We start from the raw sequence: 17,865 nt of genomic DNA on the forward strand, positions 1-17,865 counted from the left end.
CACGCACATCCCCGCCCCAGCCCCCTCACAGCCCCTCGTCACACTTTTGTCAGATGGCGAGGAAGATTCTGCTGGCCGACGACGACGCGGCCGTGAGGGATGGGATCGGCCGGCTGCTCAGGTTCGAGGGGTACGAGACGCTCCTCGCCGGGGACGGCAGAGTGGCCCTCGCCCTCCTCGGGGCCGCGGAGAGCGCGCCCGACCTGGTGCTGATGGACGTCGAGATGCCGGGGCTGGACGGCCTGGCCGCGACCCGGCGGATCCGGGCCTCCGGCTCCACCGTGCCCATTCTCATGATCACCGGGCGGAACGCGGTGGGGGACCGCATCGTCGCCCTGGACAACGGCGCCGACGGCTATCTGGCCAAGCCCTTCGCCAACGAGGAACTCCTGGCCCGGGTACGGGCGTTGCTGCGGCGCAGTCCGAGGCGGGAGCCGGCGGCGGACCCGCCCGGGGACCGGCTCCTCGGCTTCGGCGACGTCGCGATGGATCTGCGGACCCGGACCGTGCACCGCGGGGACCGGGCCGTCGACCTCACCAAGACCGAGTACTCGCTGCTGGAGTTCATGCTGCGGCACCCGGGGCGGGTGCTCAGCCGGGAGCGGATCCTGCGGGACGTGTGGGGCTTCGAGTTCGAGCCCACGTCCAACACGCTGGACGTCTACATCATGTACCTGCGGCGGAAACTGGAGAGCCGCGGCGAACCGCGGCTCATCCACACCGTGCGCGGGATGGGGTACACCCTGCGCACGGTTCCTGCTGCCTGAACTACGCCTGGACTACCACCTGAGGATCATGGTCTCGTCCGGGACCGCTGCCGACTCCGCCGCGATCGCCTCCGGGAGGGGGTGGGCGAGGGTGGCGTACGCGCCGCCCCGGGCGAGGAGTTCCTCGTGTGTGCCGGCCTCCACCAGGCGGCCGCGGTCGACGACCAGGATGCGGTCGGCGTCGGGGGCGAGGGTGAGGTCGTGCGTGATCATGATGGTCGTACGGCCCGCCATGAGCTTGCGCAGGGGGGCGACGACCTGGCGGGCGGCGATCGCGTCCAGGCCGGCCGTCGGCTCGTCGAGGACGAGGACCGGGGCGGCGCGGAGCATCGCGCGGGCGATGGCGATCCGCTGGAGCTGGCCACCGGAGAGGGCGGCGGTGCCGGGGGCGATGTGGGTGTCGTAGCCCTCGGGGAGGGTGGTGATGAAGTCGTGGGCGGCGGCGTCGCGGGCGGCCTGTTCGATCTCGGTGTCCGTGGCGCCGGGGCGGCCGCACTCGATGTTCTCGCGGACCGTGCCGTTGAGGATCAGTGTCTGCTGCGGGAGCAGGGCGACGTTCTCGCGGAGGAACTCCAGGGGTACGTCGCCGAGCGGGACGCCGTCCAGGCAGATCACGCCGGCCGAGGGGTCGTAGAAGCGGGTGAGGAGCTTGGAGAGGGTGGACTTGCCGGCGCCGCTCTTGCCGGTGACCAGGACCAGTTCGCCGGGGCCCGCCGCGAAGTCGACGTCGCGCAGGGAGGCGCGGCGGGACTCGGGGTAGCGGAAGGAGACGTTGTGGAAGCTGACCCAGCCGCGGACGGGCCAGGGGCCGACGGGTTCGGCGGGGTCGGTGACGGCGGGTTCGGCGTCCAGGATCTCGCCGATGCGTTCCGCGCCCGCGGTGGCCGCGGTGAGGGTGAGACCGAGCTGGCCCAGGTTGCGGATCGGCGGGTAGAGGTAGCCGAGGAAGGCGGCGAAGGCGAGGAGTTCGCCGAGGCTCATGCGGTCCGCGGAGATCTCCCAGACGCCCAGGCCGATGACGGCCAGCACGCACAGGGTCTCGACGACCTCGACGAACTGGGCGTACATCTCGCTGAGCCGGGCCCCGCGCACGCTCGCCCGCATCCACGCGCGGGCCTCGACGTCGAGCCGCTTCTCCTCGTCCCGGCGGCGGTTGTACGCCTGGGTGAGGACGACGTTGCCCAGCGACTCCTCCACCACGGAGGTGATCGCCCCGTCCGCGACCCGCTCGTCCTGGGAGGCCGACTTGATCCGGCCGGAGAAGCGGCGGGCGGCGACCAGGAACAGGGGCGCGAGGACGAAGGTGGCCAGGGCCAGGTCCCAGCGCAGCCAGAAGGCGGCGGCCGCGTAGAAGACGGCGGAGAAAGCGGCGGCGACGGTGCCGACGACACCCGACACGACCATCTGCTCGATGGCCTCGACGTCTCCGGTGAGGCGTTCCACCAGGTCGCCCTGGCGGTGCTTCTGGAAGAAGTGCGGGGGCAGGTCCTGGACGTGCCGGAAGACCTTGGCGCGCAGGCGCAGGACGAATCTCTCGGCGGTCCAGGTGGCCAGTGAGTTGCCGAGGTAGCCGACGAACGCGCCCAGTGCGGCGACCAGCAGCCAGGCGCCGGCCGGGCCCCAGAAGTCGGACAGCGAACCGGCCGCCAGGGCGTTGTCGGTGAGGTCGGCGAAGAGCAGGATCGCGGCGGTCTCGGCGAGCGCGGACACCACGACGCACGCGATGATCGCGCCGAGCCATCTGCGGTCGCCGCGGGTCAGCGGCCAGAAGCGGCGGAAGGCCGCGCGGGCTTCTCTCATGGTCGGCAACTCCCTTCGGATGTCTGGGTGATACGGGTGTGCGGACATGGCCGAGGCGGGGCCACCGGTGCGACCACGCTTAACCGGTGACCCCGCCTCGTCGCGTGCTGCTGTGTCAGCCGCTGCCGCTGTGTCAGCCGTTGTCGACGGGGCGGCGCGTCGGGGCGGCCGGCTTCTTCGGCGCGGGCTTCTTCGGGGCCGGGGCGGGCTTGTGGTTCTTCTTGATCGGGGCGATCTTGCGGAAGCTCATGGTGCCGTACCTCTCTGTCCTGGTTCTGCAACAGTTCCTCTACCGCTCTGCTGCAATGACCTGTGAATTGATTTGAATTACTTCTGTGAATTCTTTGTCAGCGCTCGTCGCCGACCGGGCGACGCTTCGGCGCCGGCTTCTTCGGCGCGGGCTTCTTCGCGACCGGAGCGGGCTTGTGGTTCTTCTTGATCGGGGCGATCTTGCGGAAGCTCATGATTTTTCCCTCCTCGACGCTGGCGACTTACTGGTGACCCACAGGGCGCTTGACCTCGTGCTTCTTGCAGTCCTTCTTCTTCTGCACCGGCTTCGGGGCGGGCTTGTCGGCCTTCTTCACCGGGACGAGCTTGTGGAAGGTCATGATCTTCTCCTTCGGTCTGTTTCGTTCCGTCGTCCGCGCCGTTCGCTTTCGACATGGAAAACATTACGCGATCCGCCAGCCGAAGAAAGCCATTTTCACTAAGACATGGATGAATTACAGCTGAGACATATTTTCAGAAGCAACGCGGAACCAAACGGCACCTCACACAGGTTTTATAAAACAGAACGGGCCCGGTGCACGCGGCTGCGCGCACCGGGCCCGTAAGGCCGGACGGGGCTACTGCACGATCGTGATCCGGTTCGTGACCGGCGGCGCGATCGGGGCGGCGGCCGAGGAGTTGGCCGTCAGGTACTCCGCGAGGGCGGCGAGGTCGTCCGTGCCCACGAGGTCGTCGGTGCCCTGCCCCAGGGTCGTGAAGCCGTCGCCGCCGCCCGCGAGGAAGGAGTTGGTGGCGACGCGGTAGGTGGCCGACGGGTCGATGGCCGCGCCGTCGAGGCGGATGGAGTCGGTGACGACCCGGTCCGCGCCGGTCCTGGTCAGGTCCAGGGTGTAGGTGAGGTTCCCGGAGGGCTGCAGGATCTTCGGGGCGGCCGCGTTCGCACCGCTCACCTGCTCCTTCAGCACCTGGATCAGCTGGGCGCCGGTGAAGTTCTGGAGGTTCACGGTGTTGGCGAACGGCTGCACGGTGAAGCCCTCGGCGTAGGTGACGACGCCGTCGCCCTCACTCCCCTTGGCCGCGTAGGTGAGCCCGGCCCGCACCCCGCCCGGGTTCATCAGCGCCAGGTCGGTCTCCGGGTCCAGCTCCTTGCCGTACGCGAACTGGGCGTCGGCGATCAGGTCGCCCATCGGGGACTCGGTGCCGGTGTTGCCGATGTCGGCGGAGACGTAGCCGATGGCGCGGTTGCCGATCGGGGCGGCGAGGGTGTTCCACTTACTGATCAGCCCGGTCATGTCGGGCGCCTTGGCGACGTCCCGGGTGACCACGCGGTTCGCGGACTGTACGGCCGTACGCGCGATGTCGCCGGTGCGGCGGTCGTAGGTCAGCGTGGTGTCGGTGTACAGGCGGCCGAAGGAGGCGGCGGAGGTGACCATGCGCGGGTTGCCCGCCGGGTCGTCGATCGTGCAGACGTACGCGGCGTGGGTGTGGCCGGTGACGAGCGCGTCCACGGCCGGGGTCACGTTCTTCGCGATGTCGACGATCGGACCGGAGACGCCGTCACCGGCACCCGGCGAGTCGCAGTCGTAGTTGTACGACGACGAGCTCGGGAGGCCGCCCTCGTGGACCAGCGCCACGATCGACTGCACGCCCTGGCGCTGCAGCACCTTGGCGTACTTGTTGATGGTCTCGACCTCGTCCTTGAAGGCCAGGCCCTTGACGCCGTCGGCGGAGACGATGCCCGGCGTGCCCTCCAGGGTGACGCCGATGAACCCGATCTTCACGTCCTTCTTCTGCCAGACCCAGTACGGCTTGAGGATCGGCTTGTCCGTCTTCTCGTCGAGGACGTTGGCGGCCAGGTAGGGGAAGTCGGCGCCCTTGAACTTCTTGTCGGTGTAGCAGCCGTCCGTGGGGTGGCAGCCGCCGTTCTGCAGGCGCGCGAGTTCCTTCGCACCCTCGTCGAACTCGTGGTTGCCGACCGTCGTCACGTCCAGGTCGAGCTTGTTGAGCGCCTCGATGGTGGGCTCGTCGTGGAAGAGCCCGGAGATGAGCGGGGAGGCGCCGACCATGTCACCGCCGGCGGCGGTGACGGAGTACGGATGCCCCGCGCGGGCCTGCCGCAGATGCGTGGCGAGGTACTCGACACCGCCCGCGTCGACCGTCTTGGTCGTCCCGTCGGCCTGGAGCTCGGTGACCCGGCCGGAGGAGCCGGACGGCGGTTCGAGGTTGCCGTGCAGGTCGTTGAAGGAGAGGAGCTGGACGTCCTGGTAACGGCCGGGCTGGTGCCCGTGCCCCTTGTCGGAGTGCGCGTCGGCGGGCAGGGCGCTCGCCAGCGCGGCGGCGGTGGCGAGTCCGGCGGCGGACGCGAGCAGTGCGTAGGCACGGCGTCTGGACGGTCTGGGCTTGGCTTGCATGGAACCCCCCTGTGGGTCTGCTGAGAAGTGGCCCGGTCCGGCGCAGCCTAGGGTCAACGCGCGTAGCGCAACAGGGGTTTCATGGTTAAATCCTGGTTGCCTGTTGCCCCGCCCTTTACCTTTCCCCTTGCCCCCACTTTGCCGGTGCGGCCCCGTACCCTCGTACGCATGACCAGCGACGACACCGCACGGCCGCCCATGTACTCCCGCTCCATCGACACCTACTCCGCGCTCGCCCCGGACCAGGCCGGGGCCGTGCTGAAGCTGCTGGCGGAGGCCGCCCGGGCCGACGGCCAGCAGCCGGTGTCCGAGCAGGGCCGTCTCCAGCTGAGCGGCGGCGCCAGGGAGGGCGTCTCCCATCTGCTCCTCACTGTCGGCGACGAACTCGTGGGCTACGCCCAGCTGGAGGACACGGACCCGGTGGAGGCGCCGGCCGCCGAACTGGTCGTGCACCCGTCCCATCGGGGCCACGGCCACGGCCGCGCCCTGGGCAGCGCCCTGCTGGGCGCGTCCGGCAAACGCCTCCGGGTCTGGGCGCACGGCGGCCACTCGGCCGCCCGCCACCTCGCCCAGGTGCTGGGCCTCACCCTGTTCCGCGAACTCCGCCAGCTGCGGCGCTCGTTGACGGACCTGGACCTCCCGGACCCGAAGCTTCCCGACGGCGTCACCGTCCGCACCTTCGTCCCCGGCCAGGACGACACGGCCTGGCTCGCGCTGAACGCCGCCGCCTTCGCCCACCACCCCGAACAGGGCTCCCTCGCCCAGCGCGACCTCGACGACCGCAAGAGCCAGCCCTGGTTCGACCCGGCCGGCTTCTTCCTGGCGGAGCGGGAGGGCGAACTCCTCGGCTTCCACTGGACGAAGGTCCACGACGAGGAGCGCCTGGGCGAGGTCTACGTCCTCGGTGTCTCCCCCGCCGCCCAGGGCGGCGGCCTCGGCAAGTCCCTGACCACGATCGGCCTGCGCCACCTGGCCGGACGCGGCCTGCCGACGGCGATGCTGTACGTCGACGCGGACAACACGGCGGCGGTGGCGGTGTACGAACGACTGGGCTTCGTGACCCACGAGACGGACCTGATGTACCGGACGGAGACCTGAGCGACGGCGGGTCGTCAGCGCCCGGAGCGGTCCCGGCGTGCGGTGCGGCCCCTGCGGACGATCAGGTAGGCGCTCCTGCCGACGATGACGGCGGCGGCCACCAGGGCGATCGCCTTCACGAGGGGTGCGGCGCCGCCGGCCACCGTGCCGGCGGCGAGGAGAAGGACGACGGCGGCCGAGAGCCACGGCATCGCCCGTTCGAGCAGTCCGCCGTCGCGCAACGGGTTGTGTGTGCTCAATGCCCGGCTCCTCGCGCATCCCGGCGGACAGGCTCCCCCATCCCCATCATGCCCGCGTCACCCCGCCGGGCAGTCGTCCGTCCCCTTCGGTTCCTTCACGCCCAGCAGGCGGGCCGCCTCCGTCGTCGTCGTGTTCGGTGAGGTCAGTTCCTGCCAGTGGGACTTCACCCGGGCCGCGACGGTGTCGTGCGGCTCCCGGAGCAGTTCGCGTACGACCTGGGTCTGCTGGGCGGTGACACCCAGGCTGCCGCCGTCCGGGGTGAGGACCGCGGCCGGGCCGGCGAGGCTGTCGTCGATGCGCAGGTGGCGGAACGTGTCCTGCGGGGTGGGGTCCGTGGCCAGGGCCAGCCACATCGTCGTCACCGTGCGGGCGTCGCACATGTTCTCCGCCGTGCGCTCGCTGCCCGCCACCAGGACCCGGGCGACCCCGACCGCGAACTCGGGGACCCGGCGGCCGCCCCACTGCGTGCCGACCGTGACGGTGCCCCGGGCCGAACTCGTCGGCAGTGTGGCGTCCGTGGTGAGGTCACTGATCTCCTCGATGCGCTGCCGGACGGTCAGCCGGGCCGTGGCCGCCCCGCCGCCCGCCTCCGACCGCACCCGGCGGACCACTCCCGCCCAGTCCACCGCCCAGCCCTTCCAGTCCGGGTAGGCGCAGTAGCGGGACCCGTCGCGCTCCACGCACGTCTGGAACTTCTGCGGACTGTCCGCCTCCGCCTTCCGCGCCGCCCGCAACGAGGCCGACTCGCCCGGGGTCTGACCGGCCACGCCGACCGCCGTCGCGGCCAGGGCGAGGACCGTCACCGCCTTCAGCGCACGCGTCCGGCCGCCCGCCACCAGCACCGCGACAGCCGCCACCAGCACCGTCAGCCCGACGAGGTACAGCGCGTGCCAGCCCGCCGGGCGGCCCAGCAGCTCACCCGGGACAGGGGTACCGCCGTTCTCCAGCACCGTCGGCCAGAGCCACTGGACGCCGTGCGCGCCGGCCACGGCGCGGCCGAGGAGGCTGATGACGACCGTGACGGCGACCACGAACACCAGCGGGGCCACCGGGTAGGGCAGCACCCGGGCCAGCAGGACGCCGACCGCGCCGGAGAGCAGGACCGTCAGCGGGGCGACGGCCAGTTCGGCGAGGGAGCCGTGGCCGACCGCGCCCGGCCGCAGCGCCGCCCAGCCGAACTGGAGGCCTACCACCAGCGCCATCGCCACCGCGAACGGCACCACCGACAGGACATGGGCCGCCGTACGGCGCGGAGCCGGCATGACCAGCACCGAGAACTGCTCCTCCAGCCCCCGCCGCCGGTTCAGCAGGGCGGCCCGGTGCACACACACCAGCAGGGCGATGCAGAACAGCACCGGCCCGCCCTGGGTGGCCCGGTCGGTGTCGTGCAGGACCGGATACGCGTCCATGCCCTCGCCCCGGCCGAACATCTCGTAACCGACGTAGGCGAGATAGAGGAGGCCGAACACCAGCATGGGTATCTGCAGGGCCAGTTGGCGGGCCTCGAAGACCGCCAGGGCCAGGACGGACGCGGCACGGCGGTCGTGCTCGCCCGTCACCGGCGCCGCCGGCTTCACGAGTGTCGTGGTCATGCGGCCGCCACCTCCGTGTTCTCGTCGTTCCGCTCGTTGCCCTCGTTCCCCTCGTCGAGGACCAGCAGATAGCCGTCCTCCAGGGTCGGTTCGAGCAGCTCGGCGCCGGCCGGCGGGTCGCCCACGTTGCGGAAGGCACCCGTGCCGGTGCGCCAGCCCGCCCGTGCGCCCGGGGCGCGTTCCGTGCTGCTCCACACCCGCCCCCGCGCCCGCGCCGTCAGCTCGGCGGGCGTGCCGTCGAAACGGACCCGGCCGCCCGCGAGGACGAACACGTGGTGGCAGAGCATCGCCACGTCCTCCGTCTGGTGGGTGGAGAGGAGAACCGTCCGCCCCTCCCCCGCCTCGGCGATCAACTCCCGGAAGTGCATGCGCTGTTCGGGGTCGAGATGGACGGTCGGCTCGTCCAGGACCAGGAAGCCGGGGTCGCCCACCAGGGCGGCGGCCAGGGCGACCCGCTGGCGCATCCCGCCGGACAGCCGCTTGATGCGCCGGCCGCGGACGTCCGCGAGCCCGACCTGGTCGAGGACGCGCCGCACCTCGCGGTGGCGTTCGGCGCGGCCGGTCAGCTCCTTGAGGACGGCGACGTAGTCGACGAACTCGAACGTCGTGAAGTCCGGGTGGAAGCCGGGGGTCTGCGGCAGGTAGCCGAGCGTGCGGCGGACGGCCAGCCGGCCGGCCGAGGTCGAGGGGTCCTCGCCGCGCACCGTGAAGCCGCCGTCGTCGGGGGGCACGGCCGTGGCCAGGACCTTCAGCAGGGTGGTCTTTCCGGCGCCGTTCGGGCCCAGCAGGCCCGTCACGCCGTCCGTCAGACGGAGGGAGACGCCGTCCAGGGCCGGGGTGCCGCCGTAGCGCACGGTGAGGCCGGCGGCCGAGACAGTGGTGTTCACAAGAGGCTCCAGCGATCAGTCGGTCAGAGCGATCGGTCAGTAGGGCTGGGTGTCGAAGCGGTCCCGGGCCCGGTGCAGCAGGAACGTCGCCAGCGCGGCCAGTGCCGCGGCCACCGACTGTCCCGCCGTCGTGAAGGCCGCCGGCGTATGCGCGGGGTGCAGGGCCGCCACCGCCATCAGCAGCGTCCACGCACCGCCGACCAGCCCGGGGCCGGCCAGCGGACCCAGCCGGGCGGAGAGCGCGAGCCCGGCCGCGGTGAGCGCGAGGGCGGGCAGCAGCCAGCCGAAGGCGAGCAGTCCGTAACCCGGAAGGGCCAGCGCGGCAAGGGAGTTGAGGCAGAGGGACGCGGTCAGCGCGGCGACCGTGCGGATCATCAGCAGACGGAAGCCGTGCGTCGGGGCGACCGCGGCGATCTCGTACGTGGGGTCCAGGACCGGTCCGTACGACAGCGCCACCGCGCCCAGCGGGAGCAGCGGGGCGAGGGCCAGGAACAGGGCCGGGGCGTCCACCGCGCGCACCACCGCCACCGTCGTCGCCAGCAGCAGCGCGACGGACAGCAGCCAGGAGCGGCGCAGCACCGGGGTCGCGGTGAGCAGCCGTGCGGTGTGCTCGGCGACGCCGAGGCGGACCAGGAGCCGCTCGCCCGGGCCGGGGCGGGGCGCGTCCAGTTCGGCGTCGAGGCGTTCCCAGCCGTCGTCCAGCGCGACCGGGTCGGAGACGGCCGCGAGCCGCGACCGGCAGTCGGCGCAGGAGCCGACGTGGGTGTCGGCCGACCACAGCAGCGGCGGCGCCAACTCGCCGCGCGCGTACGCCCGGAGATCCGCCTCCGCGACATGCCAGCCGCTCTTCGACGCTTCGGTGCCCGTCATGCCAACTCCTCCCGCAACTGCTTGCGCGCCCGCATCGCCCGTGTCTTGACCGTGCCCGGCGGGATGCCGAGCAGGACCGCCGCCTCACGGGTGGTCAGCCCGTCGATCACCGTCGCCTGGAGCACCGCCCGCAGCTCGGGCGAGAGCCGGACCAGGGCTCCGGCGAGGTCCCCGTGCTCCACCCCCGCGAGCACGCGTTCCTCCGCCGAGGCCTCGTCCCGGTGCCGCAGCCGGGCCAGCGCCTGCCGCAGCCGGCCCCGGGCCCCGTCGCCGCGCAGCGCGTCGACCAGCCGCCGCGACCCGATCCGCCACAGCCACCCGGCCGCGTCGGCGCCCGCGGCGTCCTCGCGGTACCGGGCACCGCCCCGCCACACCGCGAGGAACGTCTCCTGTACGACGTCGTCGACGACCGCGGGATCCGCGCACCGGCCGCGCAGCCGCGCGGTCAGCCACGGCGCGTACCGCCGGTACAGCTCCTCGAAGGCGCGCCGGTCCGAGTCCGCGGCTATGGCCCGCAGCAGCTCCCCGTCGCTTCTCGTTCCGCTCACGTCCCCTCATCGCACGGGCCCGGCCGATCGGTTCACGGTTCCGGGGGCGTTCCGGAAAATCTTCCGGGATCTTCCGGGATTGACTTTCGGCCCGTCCTTCCACCACCCTTTCACTGCTCAATTAGTGAAAGGGTGGTTGTACGGGTGGTCGAGTACCGCATCGACCGGCGCTCCGGCGTCGCCACCTACGTCCAGATCGTCCAGCAGACCAAGCAGGCCCTGCGGCTGGGGCACATCCGGCCCGGGGACCGGCTGCCGACCGCCCGCGAGGTGGTCGAGGCCACCGCCATCAACCCCAACACGGTCCTGAAGGCGTACCGGGAGCTGGAGCGCGAAGGACTGGTCGAGGCCCGGCGCGGCCTCGGCACGTTCGTGAAGCGCTCCCTGGGCACCGCCCCCGCCGAGTCGCCCCTGCACGGGGAGCTGGACGCGTGGGCGGCCAGGGCCCGCGCGGCCGGCCTGGACCGCGACGACGTGGCCGCGCTCTTCACCGCCGTACTCGAGAAGCACTTCCAAGGAGAGAGTTCATGACCGACACCGCGATAGCGGCGTCCGCGCTCGGCAAGCGGTTCGGCCGGCGCGGAGGCTGGGCGCTGCACGACTGCACCTTCCGGCTGCCCGCCGGGCGCGTGTGTGCCGTCGTCGGCCCCAACGGGGCGGGCAAGTCCACGCTCCTCGCCCTCGCCGCCGGTCTGCTGGGCGCCACCGAGGGCGAGCTGACCGTCCTCGGCACCACCCCGGCCGAGGCCCGCACCCGGGTCGGCTACGTCGCCCAGGACAAGCCGCTGTACCCGCAGCTCACCGTCGCCGAGACACTCCGGATGGGCGCCGACCTCAACCCCGGGCACTGGGACGCGGCCGCCGCCGAGCAGATCGTGACCGCGGGCGGCCTGGACCCGAAGTCCAGGGTCCGCGCCCTCTCCGGCGGCCAGCGCACCCGCGTCGCGCTCGCCCTGGCGCTCGGCAAGCAGCCCGGACTGCTGCTCCTCGACGAGCCGATGGCCGACCTCGACCCTCCCCCAGTGCCTTAAGGGCCTGGGGGGACCCCCAGCCCGGCACGAGCTGATGGGCACGCTGATGGTGCAGGCCGCCCAGCACGGCACCACCATCGCGATGTCCTCGCACGTGGTCGCCGAACTGGAGGAATCCTGCGACCACCTGCTGCTTATCGGCGGCGGCCGGGTCCGCCTCGCCGGTGAGATCGACGACCTGCTGGCCGCCCACACCCGGATCAACGCCGGCGCCGACGCGGACCTCGGCGCCCACACCGTCGTCGAGTCCCGCACCACCGGCCGCCAGCTCAGCGCCCTGATCCGTCCGGCGGGCCCGCTCCCCGACGACTGGCGCACCGGCACCCCCTCCCTGGAGGAACTGGTCCTCGCCCACCTCCGCAACCCCGAGGCCCCGGTCCTGACCGCCGCCGGGGCCGCCGTATGACCGCCCTCGCCGCGCCCGTGCGGCCGCACCTGACCCGCTGGCTGCTGCGCCTGCACCGCCCGGCGCTGTACGTCTGGCCCGCGCTCGTCCTCCTCAGCACCACCCTGCTGCTCCTGCTGCACGGCCCGCTGCTCGACGCGGCGGCCGAGGGCTGGCGCCAGTACGACGCCTGCGGGTTCACCCCCAGGTGCGACTACGACCAGAGCGCGATCCTGCGCTACAAGGACTGGTACAACTACGCCACCCTGGCCATGGCCGCGGTGCCCTTCCTGACGGCCGCCTGGGCGGGCGGCGCGCTCCTCGGCAAGGAGCTGGAGTCGGGGACGGCCCAGCTGGCCTGGGCGCAGTCGAGCACTCCGGTCCGCTGGCTGGCCGTGCGGCTGGCGGTCCCGGCCGCCGCCGTCACCGCGGGCACCGGCCTGCTGGTCTGGCTGCACCACCTGGCCTGGACCGCGAGCCGCGGCCGGATCGACACCGCCAAGACCTGGTACGACATCTGGACCTTCCACACCAACGGCCCCACCCTCGTCGCCCTCTCCCTGGCCGGCCTGGCGGCGGGCGCCCTGATGGGGCTCATGTGGCGGCGGACGCTGCCCGCGCTGGGCGTGGCCCTGCTGCTGACGGCGTCGATCTGGGGGACGGCCCAGCGGCTGGCACCCCATCTGTGGCCGACCGCCGCACGGCGCGGGTCCTCGGAGTTCGGCGCTCCCGCCGGGTCCTGGCAGGTGAGCGCGAGCCAGCAGGGACATCAGTGGTATGTCACATATCACCCCTACTCCCACTACTGGCCCGTCCAGCTGACCACCACGGCCCTCGTCCTCGCCGTGACGGCCCTGCTGGCCCTGGCCTGCTTCCTGGTGCTGCGCCGCCTGACCGGAAAGGCGGCCGTCCGATGAGCGCCCTGCCCCTGACCGGCGGCGGCCTGCCCCGGACCGTGCTGCGGCTGCACCGGCCCGCGCTGCTGACCTGGATCGTCTTCGTGGCGGGGGTGAGCGGCTGGCTGGTGTGGCTGACCGAGGTCGCCGCGAAGGACCCGGACCGGCAGGGCCTGCCCTGCATCGACGCCTGCGCCTCCACCACGGGATTCACCTACCCCCTGGAGATGATGTGGGCCGGCGCCCTGGTCGGCTACGGGTTCGTCGCCGTCGCCGCGTTCGCGGGCGGCGCGCTGATCGGCCGTGAACTGGAGTCGGGGACGGCCCACTTGGCGTGGACCCAGGGCATCACCCCGGCGCGCTGGCTGACCGCCAAGCTCGCGCTGCCCGCGCTGGCGGTCACGGCCGGCGGCACGGTCCTCGTGCTGGTCTACCGGTGGGCCTTCGCCGCCCACCCGGACCTGCTCCAGCAGGAGTGGCCCGACGCCAACGCGTTCACGGCCCGCGGCCCGCTGGCGGTGGCGTACGCCCTGTGCGCGCTCGCCGTCGGCACGCTCACCGCGCTGCTGCTGCGCCGGACCCTGGCGGCGCTCGGAGTCGCCGCGGCGGCGATGTGGCTGCTCAACGCGGTGCTGACGTACTGCCGCCCGCATCTTTGGCCCGCCGTGACCCGCACCGGGCCGCACGCCCTCGACTGGCCCGACCGCACCTGGCTGGTGGCCAGGGGCAAGAACACGCACGGCTACTTCGTCAGCTACCAGCCCGAGTCCCACTACCTCCCGCTCCACCTCACGGAGACGGCGATCGTCCTCACCGTGGGTGTCCTCGCCACGGTTCTCTGCTTCCGGCTCCTCCGGCAGCGCGCGGGGTAGTGCGCGCCGGGCGCCGTGGGGGTGTGGGTGCGTCGGCGGGTGCGGGTCCGCTGTGGCTGGTCGCGCAGTTCCCCGCGCCCCTGGGTCGGCTGCCCTGCCCGGCGTCGGCTCGTTCCGCTCTTGCCTTGGCGGAGGCTCTGCGGGACCGTCGGTTCCGGGGTGTCGCCCAGTTGGCGCAAGGGCGTACGGGGGGTGCGTGGTTGAGACGTACGGGATCGTCGCTTTCGTGATCCCCGACGGCCCCCCGGCCTGATCACAGACGTCCGCGAGCCGCATCCCGCTATCCCGCACGCCATGTCTTCGTAACCATTGGTTCAGACGGACTTGCGACGCTCAGCCAATGAAGCCCGCCGTGCCAGAGCCTTCGCCGCCCTCCGAGGCGTACGTGGGAAACGGGGTCGTACAGCTCCCACCCGCGCGTTCCGACGCGCCTGTCACGGCCCGGGCGCGGAAGAATGGGGTCATGAGTCAGCAGAACGCCCAGGCAGCCGAGGTCAAGCACGCCCAGCCCTCCGTGGGCTCCATAGCAGCACACCGCCCGCACACCGTGGCCGCCGCGGTCTCCGACCTGGAACCCGACATCGACGCGGACCTCGACGCCTACGAGGACTCGCAGGCCGACGGGGTCCAGCTGCCCCAGGGGCGCTTCCTGGACCGGGAGCGCAGCTGGCTCGCGTTCAACGAGCGGGTGCTGGAGCTCGCCGAGGACCCGAACACGCCCCTGCTGGAGCGCGCGAACTTCCTGGCGATCTTCGCCAGCAACCTGGACGAGTTCTTCATGGTCCGGGTGGCAGGGCTGAAGCGGCGGATAGCGACGGGCGTGGCCACGCGGTCCGCCTCCGGGCTGCAGCCGCGCGAGGTGCTGGAGATGATCTGGGCCCGTTCCCGCGAGCTCATGGCCCGGCACGCCGCCTGCTACCACGAGGACGTCGCCCCCGCACTCGCGGAGGAGGGCGTCCACCTGGTCCGCTGGGCCGAGCTGACCGAGAAGGAGCAGGCGCGGCTCTTCACGCTCTTCCGGCACCAGATCTTCCCCGTGCTCACCCCGCTCGCCGTGGACCCCGCGCACCCGTTCCCGTACATCTCGGGTCTGTCCCTGAACCTGGCCGTGGTCGTACGCAACCCGGTCAGCGGGCACAAGCACTTCGCCCGGGTGAAGGTGCCGCCGTCGCTGTCCCGCTTCCTGGAGAGCTCCCCGGGCCGGTACGTCCCCATCGAGGACGTCATCGCCGCCCACCTGGAGGAGCTGTTCCCGGGCATGGAGGTCGTGGAGCACCACGCCTTCCGGCTCACCCGGAACGAGGACCTGGAGGTCGAGGAGGACGACGCGGAGAACCTGCTCCAGGCCCTGGAGAAGGAGCTCATGCGGCGCCGCTTCGGGCCGCCGGTGCGCCTGGAGGTCGAGGAGTCCATCGACCGCGAGGTGCTCGACCTGCTGGTCCGGGAGCTGAAGATCTCCGAGGCCGAGGTGTATCCGCTGCCCGGTCCGCTCGACCTCACCGGCCTCTTCCGCATCGCCGGACTCGACCGGCCGGAGCTGAAGTACCGGAAGTTCATCGCGGGCACCCACCGGGACCTGGCCGAGGTCGAGTCCGCGTCCGCGCCCGACATCTTCGCCGCCCTGCGCGAGCGGGACGTGCTGCTGCACCACCCGTACGACAGCTTCTCCACCTCCGTGCAGGCCTTCGTCGAGCAGGCCGCCGAGGACCCGGACGTCCTCGCGATCAAGCAGACCCTGTACCGGACCTCCGGCGACTCCCCGATCGTCAACGCGCTGATCGACGCCGCCGAGGCCGGCAAGCAGGTCCTCGTCCTGGTCGAGATCAAGGCCCGCTTCGACGAGCACGCCAACATCAAGTGGGCCAAGCGCCTGGAAGAGGCCGGCTGCCATGTGGTGTACGGCCTCGTCGGCCTGAAGACCCACTGCAAGCTGTCCCTGGTGGTCCGCCAGGAGGGCGAGACGCTCCGGCGCTACAGCCACGTCGGCACCGGCAACTACCACCCGAAGACCGCGCGCCTGTACGAGGACCTCGGCCTGCTCACCGCCGACCCCCAGGTCGGCGCGGACCTGTCCGACCTGTTCAACCGCCTCTCCGGCTACTCCCGCCGGGAGACGTACCGCCGCCTGCTGGTGGCCCCCAAGTCGCTGCGCGACGGACTGATCGCGCGCATCGAGAAGGAAATACAGCACCACAAGGCCGGACGCCCCGCGTTCGTCCGCATCAAGGTCAACTCGATGGTCGACGAGGCGATCATCGACGCCCTCTACCGCGCGTCCATGGCGGGCGTGCCGGTCGACATCTGGGTGCGCGGCATCTGCGCGATACGGCCGGGCGTCACCGGCCTGTCGGAGAACGTCCGGGTTCGTTCGATCCTCGGGCGGTTCCTGGAGCACTCCCGGATCTTCGCCTTCGGCAACGGCGGCGAGCCCGAGGTGTGGATCGGCAGCGCCGACATGATGCACCGCAACCTCGACCGCCGGATAGAGGCCCTGGTCCGGGTCACCGACCCGGCCCACCGAGCCGCGCTCAACCGGTTCCTCGAAAGCGGTATGTCCGACTCCACCTCCTCCTGGCACCTGGGCCCGGACGGCGAATGGACCCGGCACGCGACCGACGCCGACGGACAGCCGCTGCGCAACATCCAGGAGATGCTCATAGACGCCCGGAGGCGCCGGCGTGGCACAGCAACACCTTGAACCGACGGATCCGACGACCCGGGTCTCCCCCACTCTCGGCTCCGCTCGAGCGGGAGGTGCCCCCACCGGGGACGCCCTCGCGGGCTACCTGCGCGCCCAGGCCACGGAGTTCCTCCGCGCGCTGCGCCTGCACCGGGAGACCGGGACGGCGAGCGCGGCGGAGGAGTCCGTCGACGCGGCCCGCGCCCTGCGCCGCTCGGCCCGGCGCATCAGCGGCAGCCTGCACACCTTCCGACCGCTCCTCGACGCCGACTGGTCGGAGGAGATCCGCCCCGAACTGGCCTGGCTGTCGGGCACGTTGGGCCTTGAACACGCCTACGAGGCCCGGCTGGAGCGCCTGTTGCTGGCGCTGCACCGGCTCTCCGGCTCGACGGCCCTTCCCAACCAGGCCACTTCGGAGGCCGGGGTCGAGCGCGGCAACCTCACCGTGGGCGCGGCCAAGGCGGGCGCCCTGCTGGACCGCCAGCTCACCCTCGCCCGCACCCGGGCCCACTCCACGGCCCTCCAGGCCCTCGGCTCCTCCCGCTTCCACGCGGTCGCCGACAAGGTCGCGGTCCTGGCCAGCGAGGTCCCGCTCACGGCCGCGGCGCCCACGACCGACCTGCGTCCGCAGGCGGCGGCCGCCGAGGAGCGCCTCACCGACGCCATCGCGGTCCTCCCGCTGGTCACCGCGGGCCACCCCTACAACGCCGAGGCCCTGGTCCACGGCCTGTCCCCGGACCCCTCCCCGCACCCCCAGGACGGCCCCTGGCACCAGGTCCGCCTCCTGCTGCGCCTGCACCGCTACGCCCGCGAGGTGCTGCTGCGCGGCGAGGAGACGCCGGTGGACGTACGCCTCCTCGCGGCCGGCCAGGCCCTGAACCGGCACCGCGACGCCTCCGAGGCGGCAGCGGCGGCAGCGGCGGCGGCCCGCACCCCCCGCATCGCCCCCGCCACGGCCTACGCCCTCGGTGTCCTCCACGCCGACCAGCGGCACGAGGTCGAGGCGGCCCGCTTCGCCTTCCAGCAGGCATGGCAGAAGCAGCAGCTGGAGACGGTGTGAACGACACCCCGGTCCGGGCGGCGGGCTGCGTCCTGTGGCGCCGCTCGCCGGTGGACGGGGACCTGGAGGTCTGTCTCGTCCACCGCCCCAAGTACGACGACTGGTCCCACCCCAAGGGCAAGCTCAAGCGCGGCGAGGACGCGGTCACGGGCGCGTTGCGCGAGGTGGCGGAGGAGACCGGCTACACCGCCGCCCTCGGCAGCGAACTCTCCACCGCCCACTACTTCGCCAACGGCCGCCCCAAAGAGGTCCGTTACTGGGCGGCGGAAGCAGGAGAGGGCCACTTCACCCCGAACCACGAGGTCGACCGCATCCTGTGGCTACGCCCACCGGAAGCCCGCCAACGCCTGACCCAGCCAAGGGACGCCGACCTGGTGGACGAACTACTGACCTCGCTGCACAACGCCCCTTAGCGACAGCTTGCCCAGGGGCGCGGGGAACTGCGCGAGCAACCCCCACCGGCCCGCAGCCGACGCACGACCGCACCGCACCTCACCCTC

15 protein-coding genes and 1 pseudogene are annotated in these 17,865 nt (G+C 72.2%); 9 read left to right on the top strand and 7 right to left on the bottom strand.

What is annotated here, in order from left to right; all coding sequences use genetic code 11:
* Positions 1-53 precede the first annotated feature (53 nt).
* Positions 54-767, top strand: a complete 714-nt coding sequence (locus tag AB0D85_RS26555) for a response regulator transcription factor (RefSeq protein ID WP_362324904.1) — start codon at positions 54-56, stop codon at positions 765-767.
* A gap of 12 nt (positions 768-779) precedes the next feature.
* On the opposite strand, the gene AB0D85_RS26560 is transcribed toward AB0D85_RS26555, so the two are convergent.
* Both AB0D85_RS26560 and AB0D85_RS26565 read right to left on the bottom strand, forming a co-directional pair.
* A complete protein-coding gene (locus tag AB0D85_RS26560) occupies positions 780-2,567 on the bottom strand; it encodes an ABC transporter ATP-binding protein (protein ID WP_362324907.1) in 1,788 nt (595 codons plus the stop codon).
* 845 nt (positions 2,568-3,412) lie between these two features.
* Entirely contained in the window at positions 3,413-5,206 is a 1,794-nt protein-coding gene (locus tag AB0D85_RS26565; RefSeq protein ID WP_362324910.1) for a bifunctional metallophosphatase/5'-nucleotidase, read from the bottom strand.
* Between the two features lie 168 nt (positions 5,207-5,374).
* Between AB0D85_RS26565 and mshD the strand changes: the two genes are divergently transcribed.
* On the top strand, positions 5,375-6,304 hold the full coding sequence (mshD, locus tag AB0D85_RS26570) for a mycothiol synthase (RefSeq protein WP_362324913.1): 930 nt from the start codon (positions 5,375-5,377) through the stop codon (positions 6,302-6,304).
* A 14-nt stretch (positions 6,305-6,318) separates the two neighbouring features.
* Here mshD and AB0D85_RS26575 read toward each other — a convergent pair whose 3' ends face one another.
* From AB0D85_RS26575 to AB0D85_RS26595, 5 genes are read right to left on the bottom strand one after another with little or no spacing between them, the layout of a single operon-like run.
* Positions 6,319-6,543: a hypothetical protein gene (locus AB0D85_RS26575; protein ID WP_362324916.1), complete on the bottom strand. Its 225-nt coding sequence runs from the start codon at positions 6,541-6,543 to the stop codon at positions 6,319-6,321.
* A 57-nt stretch (positions 6,544-6,600) separates the two neighbouring features.
* Positions 6,601-8,136 carry an ABC transporter permease gene (locus tag AB0D85_RS26580; protein WP_362324919.1) on the bottom strand — a complete coding sequence of 512 codons (1,536 nt, stop codon included), beginning with the start codon at positions 8,134-8,136 and terminating at the stop codon, positions 6,601-6,603.
* Entirely contained in the window at positions 8,133-9,023 is an 891-nt protein-coding gene (locus AB0D85_RS26585; protein WP_362324922.1) for an ABC transporter ATP-binding protein, read from the bottom strand. Before AB0D85_RS26585 ends, AB0D85_RS26580 begins: the two co-directional genes overlap by 4 nt.
* A 36-nt stretch (positions 9,024-9,059) precedes the next feature.
* The gene (locus AB0D85_RS26590; protein ID WP_362324925.1) at positions 9,060-9,893 is read right to left on the bottom strand and encodes a zf-HC2 domain-containing protein; all 834 of its coding nucleotides are present in this window, start codon (positions 9,891-9,893) and stop codon (positions 9,060-9,062) included.
* A complete protein-coding gene (locus AB0D85_RS26595) occupies positions 9,890-10,441 on the bottom strand; it encodes an RNA polymerase sigma factor (RefSeq protein ID WP_362324928.1) in 552 nt (183 codons plus the stop codon). Before AB0D85_RS26595 ends, AB0D85_RS26590 begins: the two co-directional genes overlap by 4 nt.
* Before the next feature lie 144 nt (positions 10,442-10,585).
* Between AB0D85_RS26595 and AB0D85_RS26600 the strand changes: the two genes are divergently transcribed.
* The 7 genes and pseudogenes from AB0D85_RS26600 to AB0D85_RS26630 all read left to right on the top strand — a co-directional run bounded on the left by AB0D85_RS26600 (position 10,586) and on the right by AB0D85_RS26630 (position 17,778).
* Positions 10,586-10,972: a GntR family transcriptional regulator gene (locus AB0D85_RS26600; protein WP_362324931.1), complete on the top strand. Its 387-nt coding sequence runs from the start codon at positions 10,586-10,588 to the stop codon at positions 10,970-10,972.
* Positions 10,969-11,878, top strand: a pseudogene (locus AB0D85_RS26605) (ABC transporter ATP-binding protein). Before AB0D85_RS26600 ends, AB0D85_RS26605 begins: the two are co-directional and overlap by 4 nt.
* On the top strand, positions 11,875-12,774 hold the full coding sequence (locus AB0D85_RS26610) for an ABC transporter permease (protein ID WP_362324935.1): 900 nt from the start codon (positions 11,875-11,877) through the stop codon (positions 12,772-12,774). Before AB0D85_RS26605 ends, AB0D85_RS26610 begins: the two are co-directional and overlap by 4 nt.
* Positions 12,771-13,625 (top strand): hypothetical protein, encoded by an 855-nt coding sequence (locus AB0D85_RS26615; protein ID WP_362324938.1) that lies wholly within the window; start codon positions 12,771-12,773, stop codon positions 13,623-13,625. The genes AB0D85_RS26610 and AB0D85_RS26615 overlap by 4 nt, the downstream gene beginning before the upstream one ends.
* 340 nt (positions 13,626-13,965) lie before the next feature.
* Positions 13,966-16,323: an RNA degradosome polyphosphate kinase gene (locus AB0D85_RS26620; protein WP_362324941.1), complete on the top strand. Its 2,358-nt coding sequence runs from the start codon at positions 13,966-13,968 to the stop codon at positions 16,321-16,323.
* Positions 16,304-17,365 carry a CHAD domain-containing protein gene (locus AB0D85_RS26625; protein WP_362324944.1) on the top strand — a complete coding sequence of 354 codons (1,062 nt, stop codon included), beginning with the start codon at positions 16,304-16,306 and terminating at the stop codon, positions 17,363-17,365. The genes AB0D85_RS26620 and AB0D85_RS26625 overlap by 20 nt, the downstream gene beginning before the upstream one ends.
* Positions 17,362-17,778 carry an NUDIX hydrolase gene (locus AB0D85_RS26630; RefSeq protein ID WP_362324947.1) on the top strand — a complete coding sequence of 139 codons (417 nt, stop codon included), beginning with the start codon at positions 17,362-17,364 and terminating at the stop codon, positions 17,776-17,778. The genes AB0D85_RS26625 and AB0D85_RS26630 overlap by 4 nt, the downstream gene beginning before the upstream one ends.
* Positions 17,779-17,865 lie beyond the last annotated feature (87 nt).

Source organism: Streptomyces sp. NPDC048277, from assembly GCF_040652235.1.
Lineage (GTDB): Bacteria > Actinomycetota > Actinomycetes > Streptomycetales > Streptomycetaceae > Streptomyces.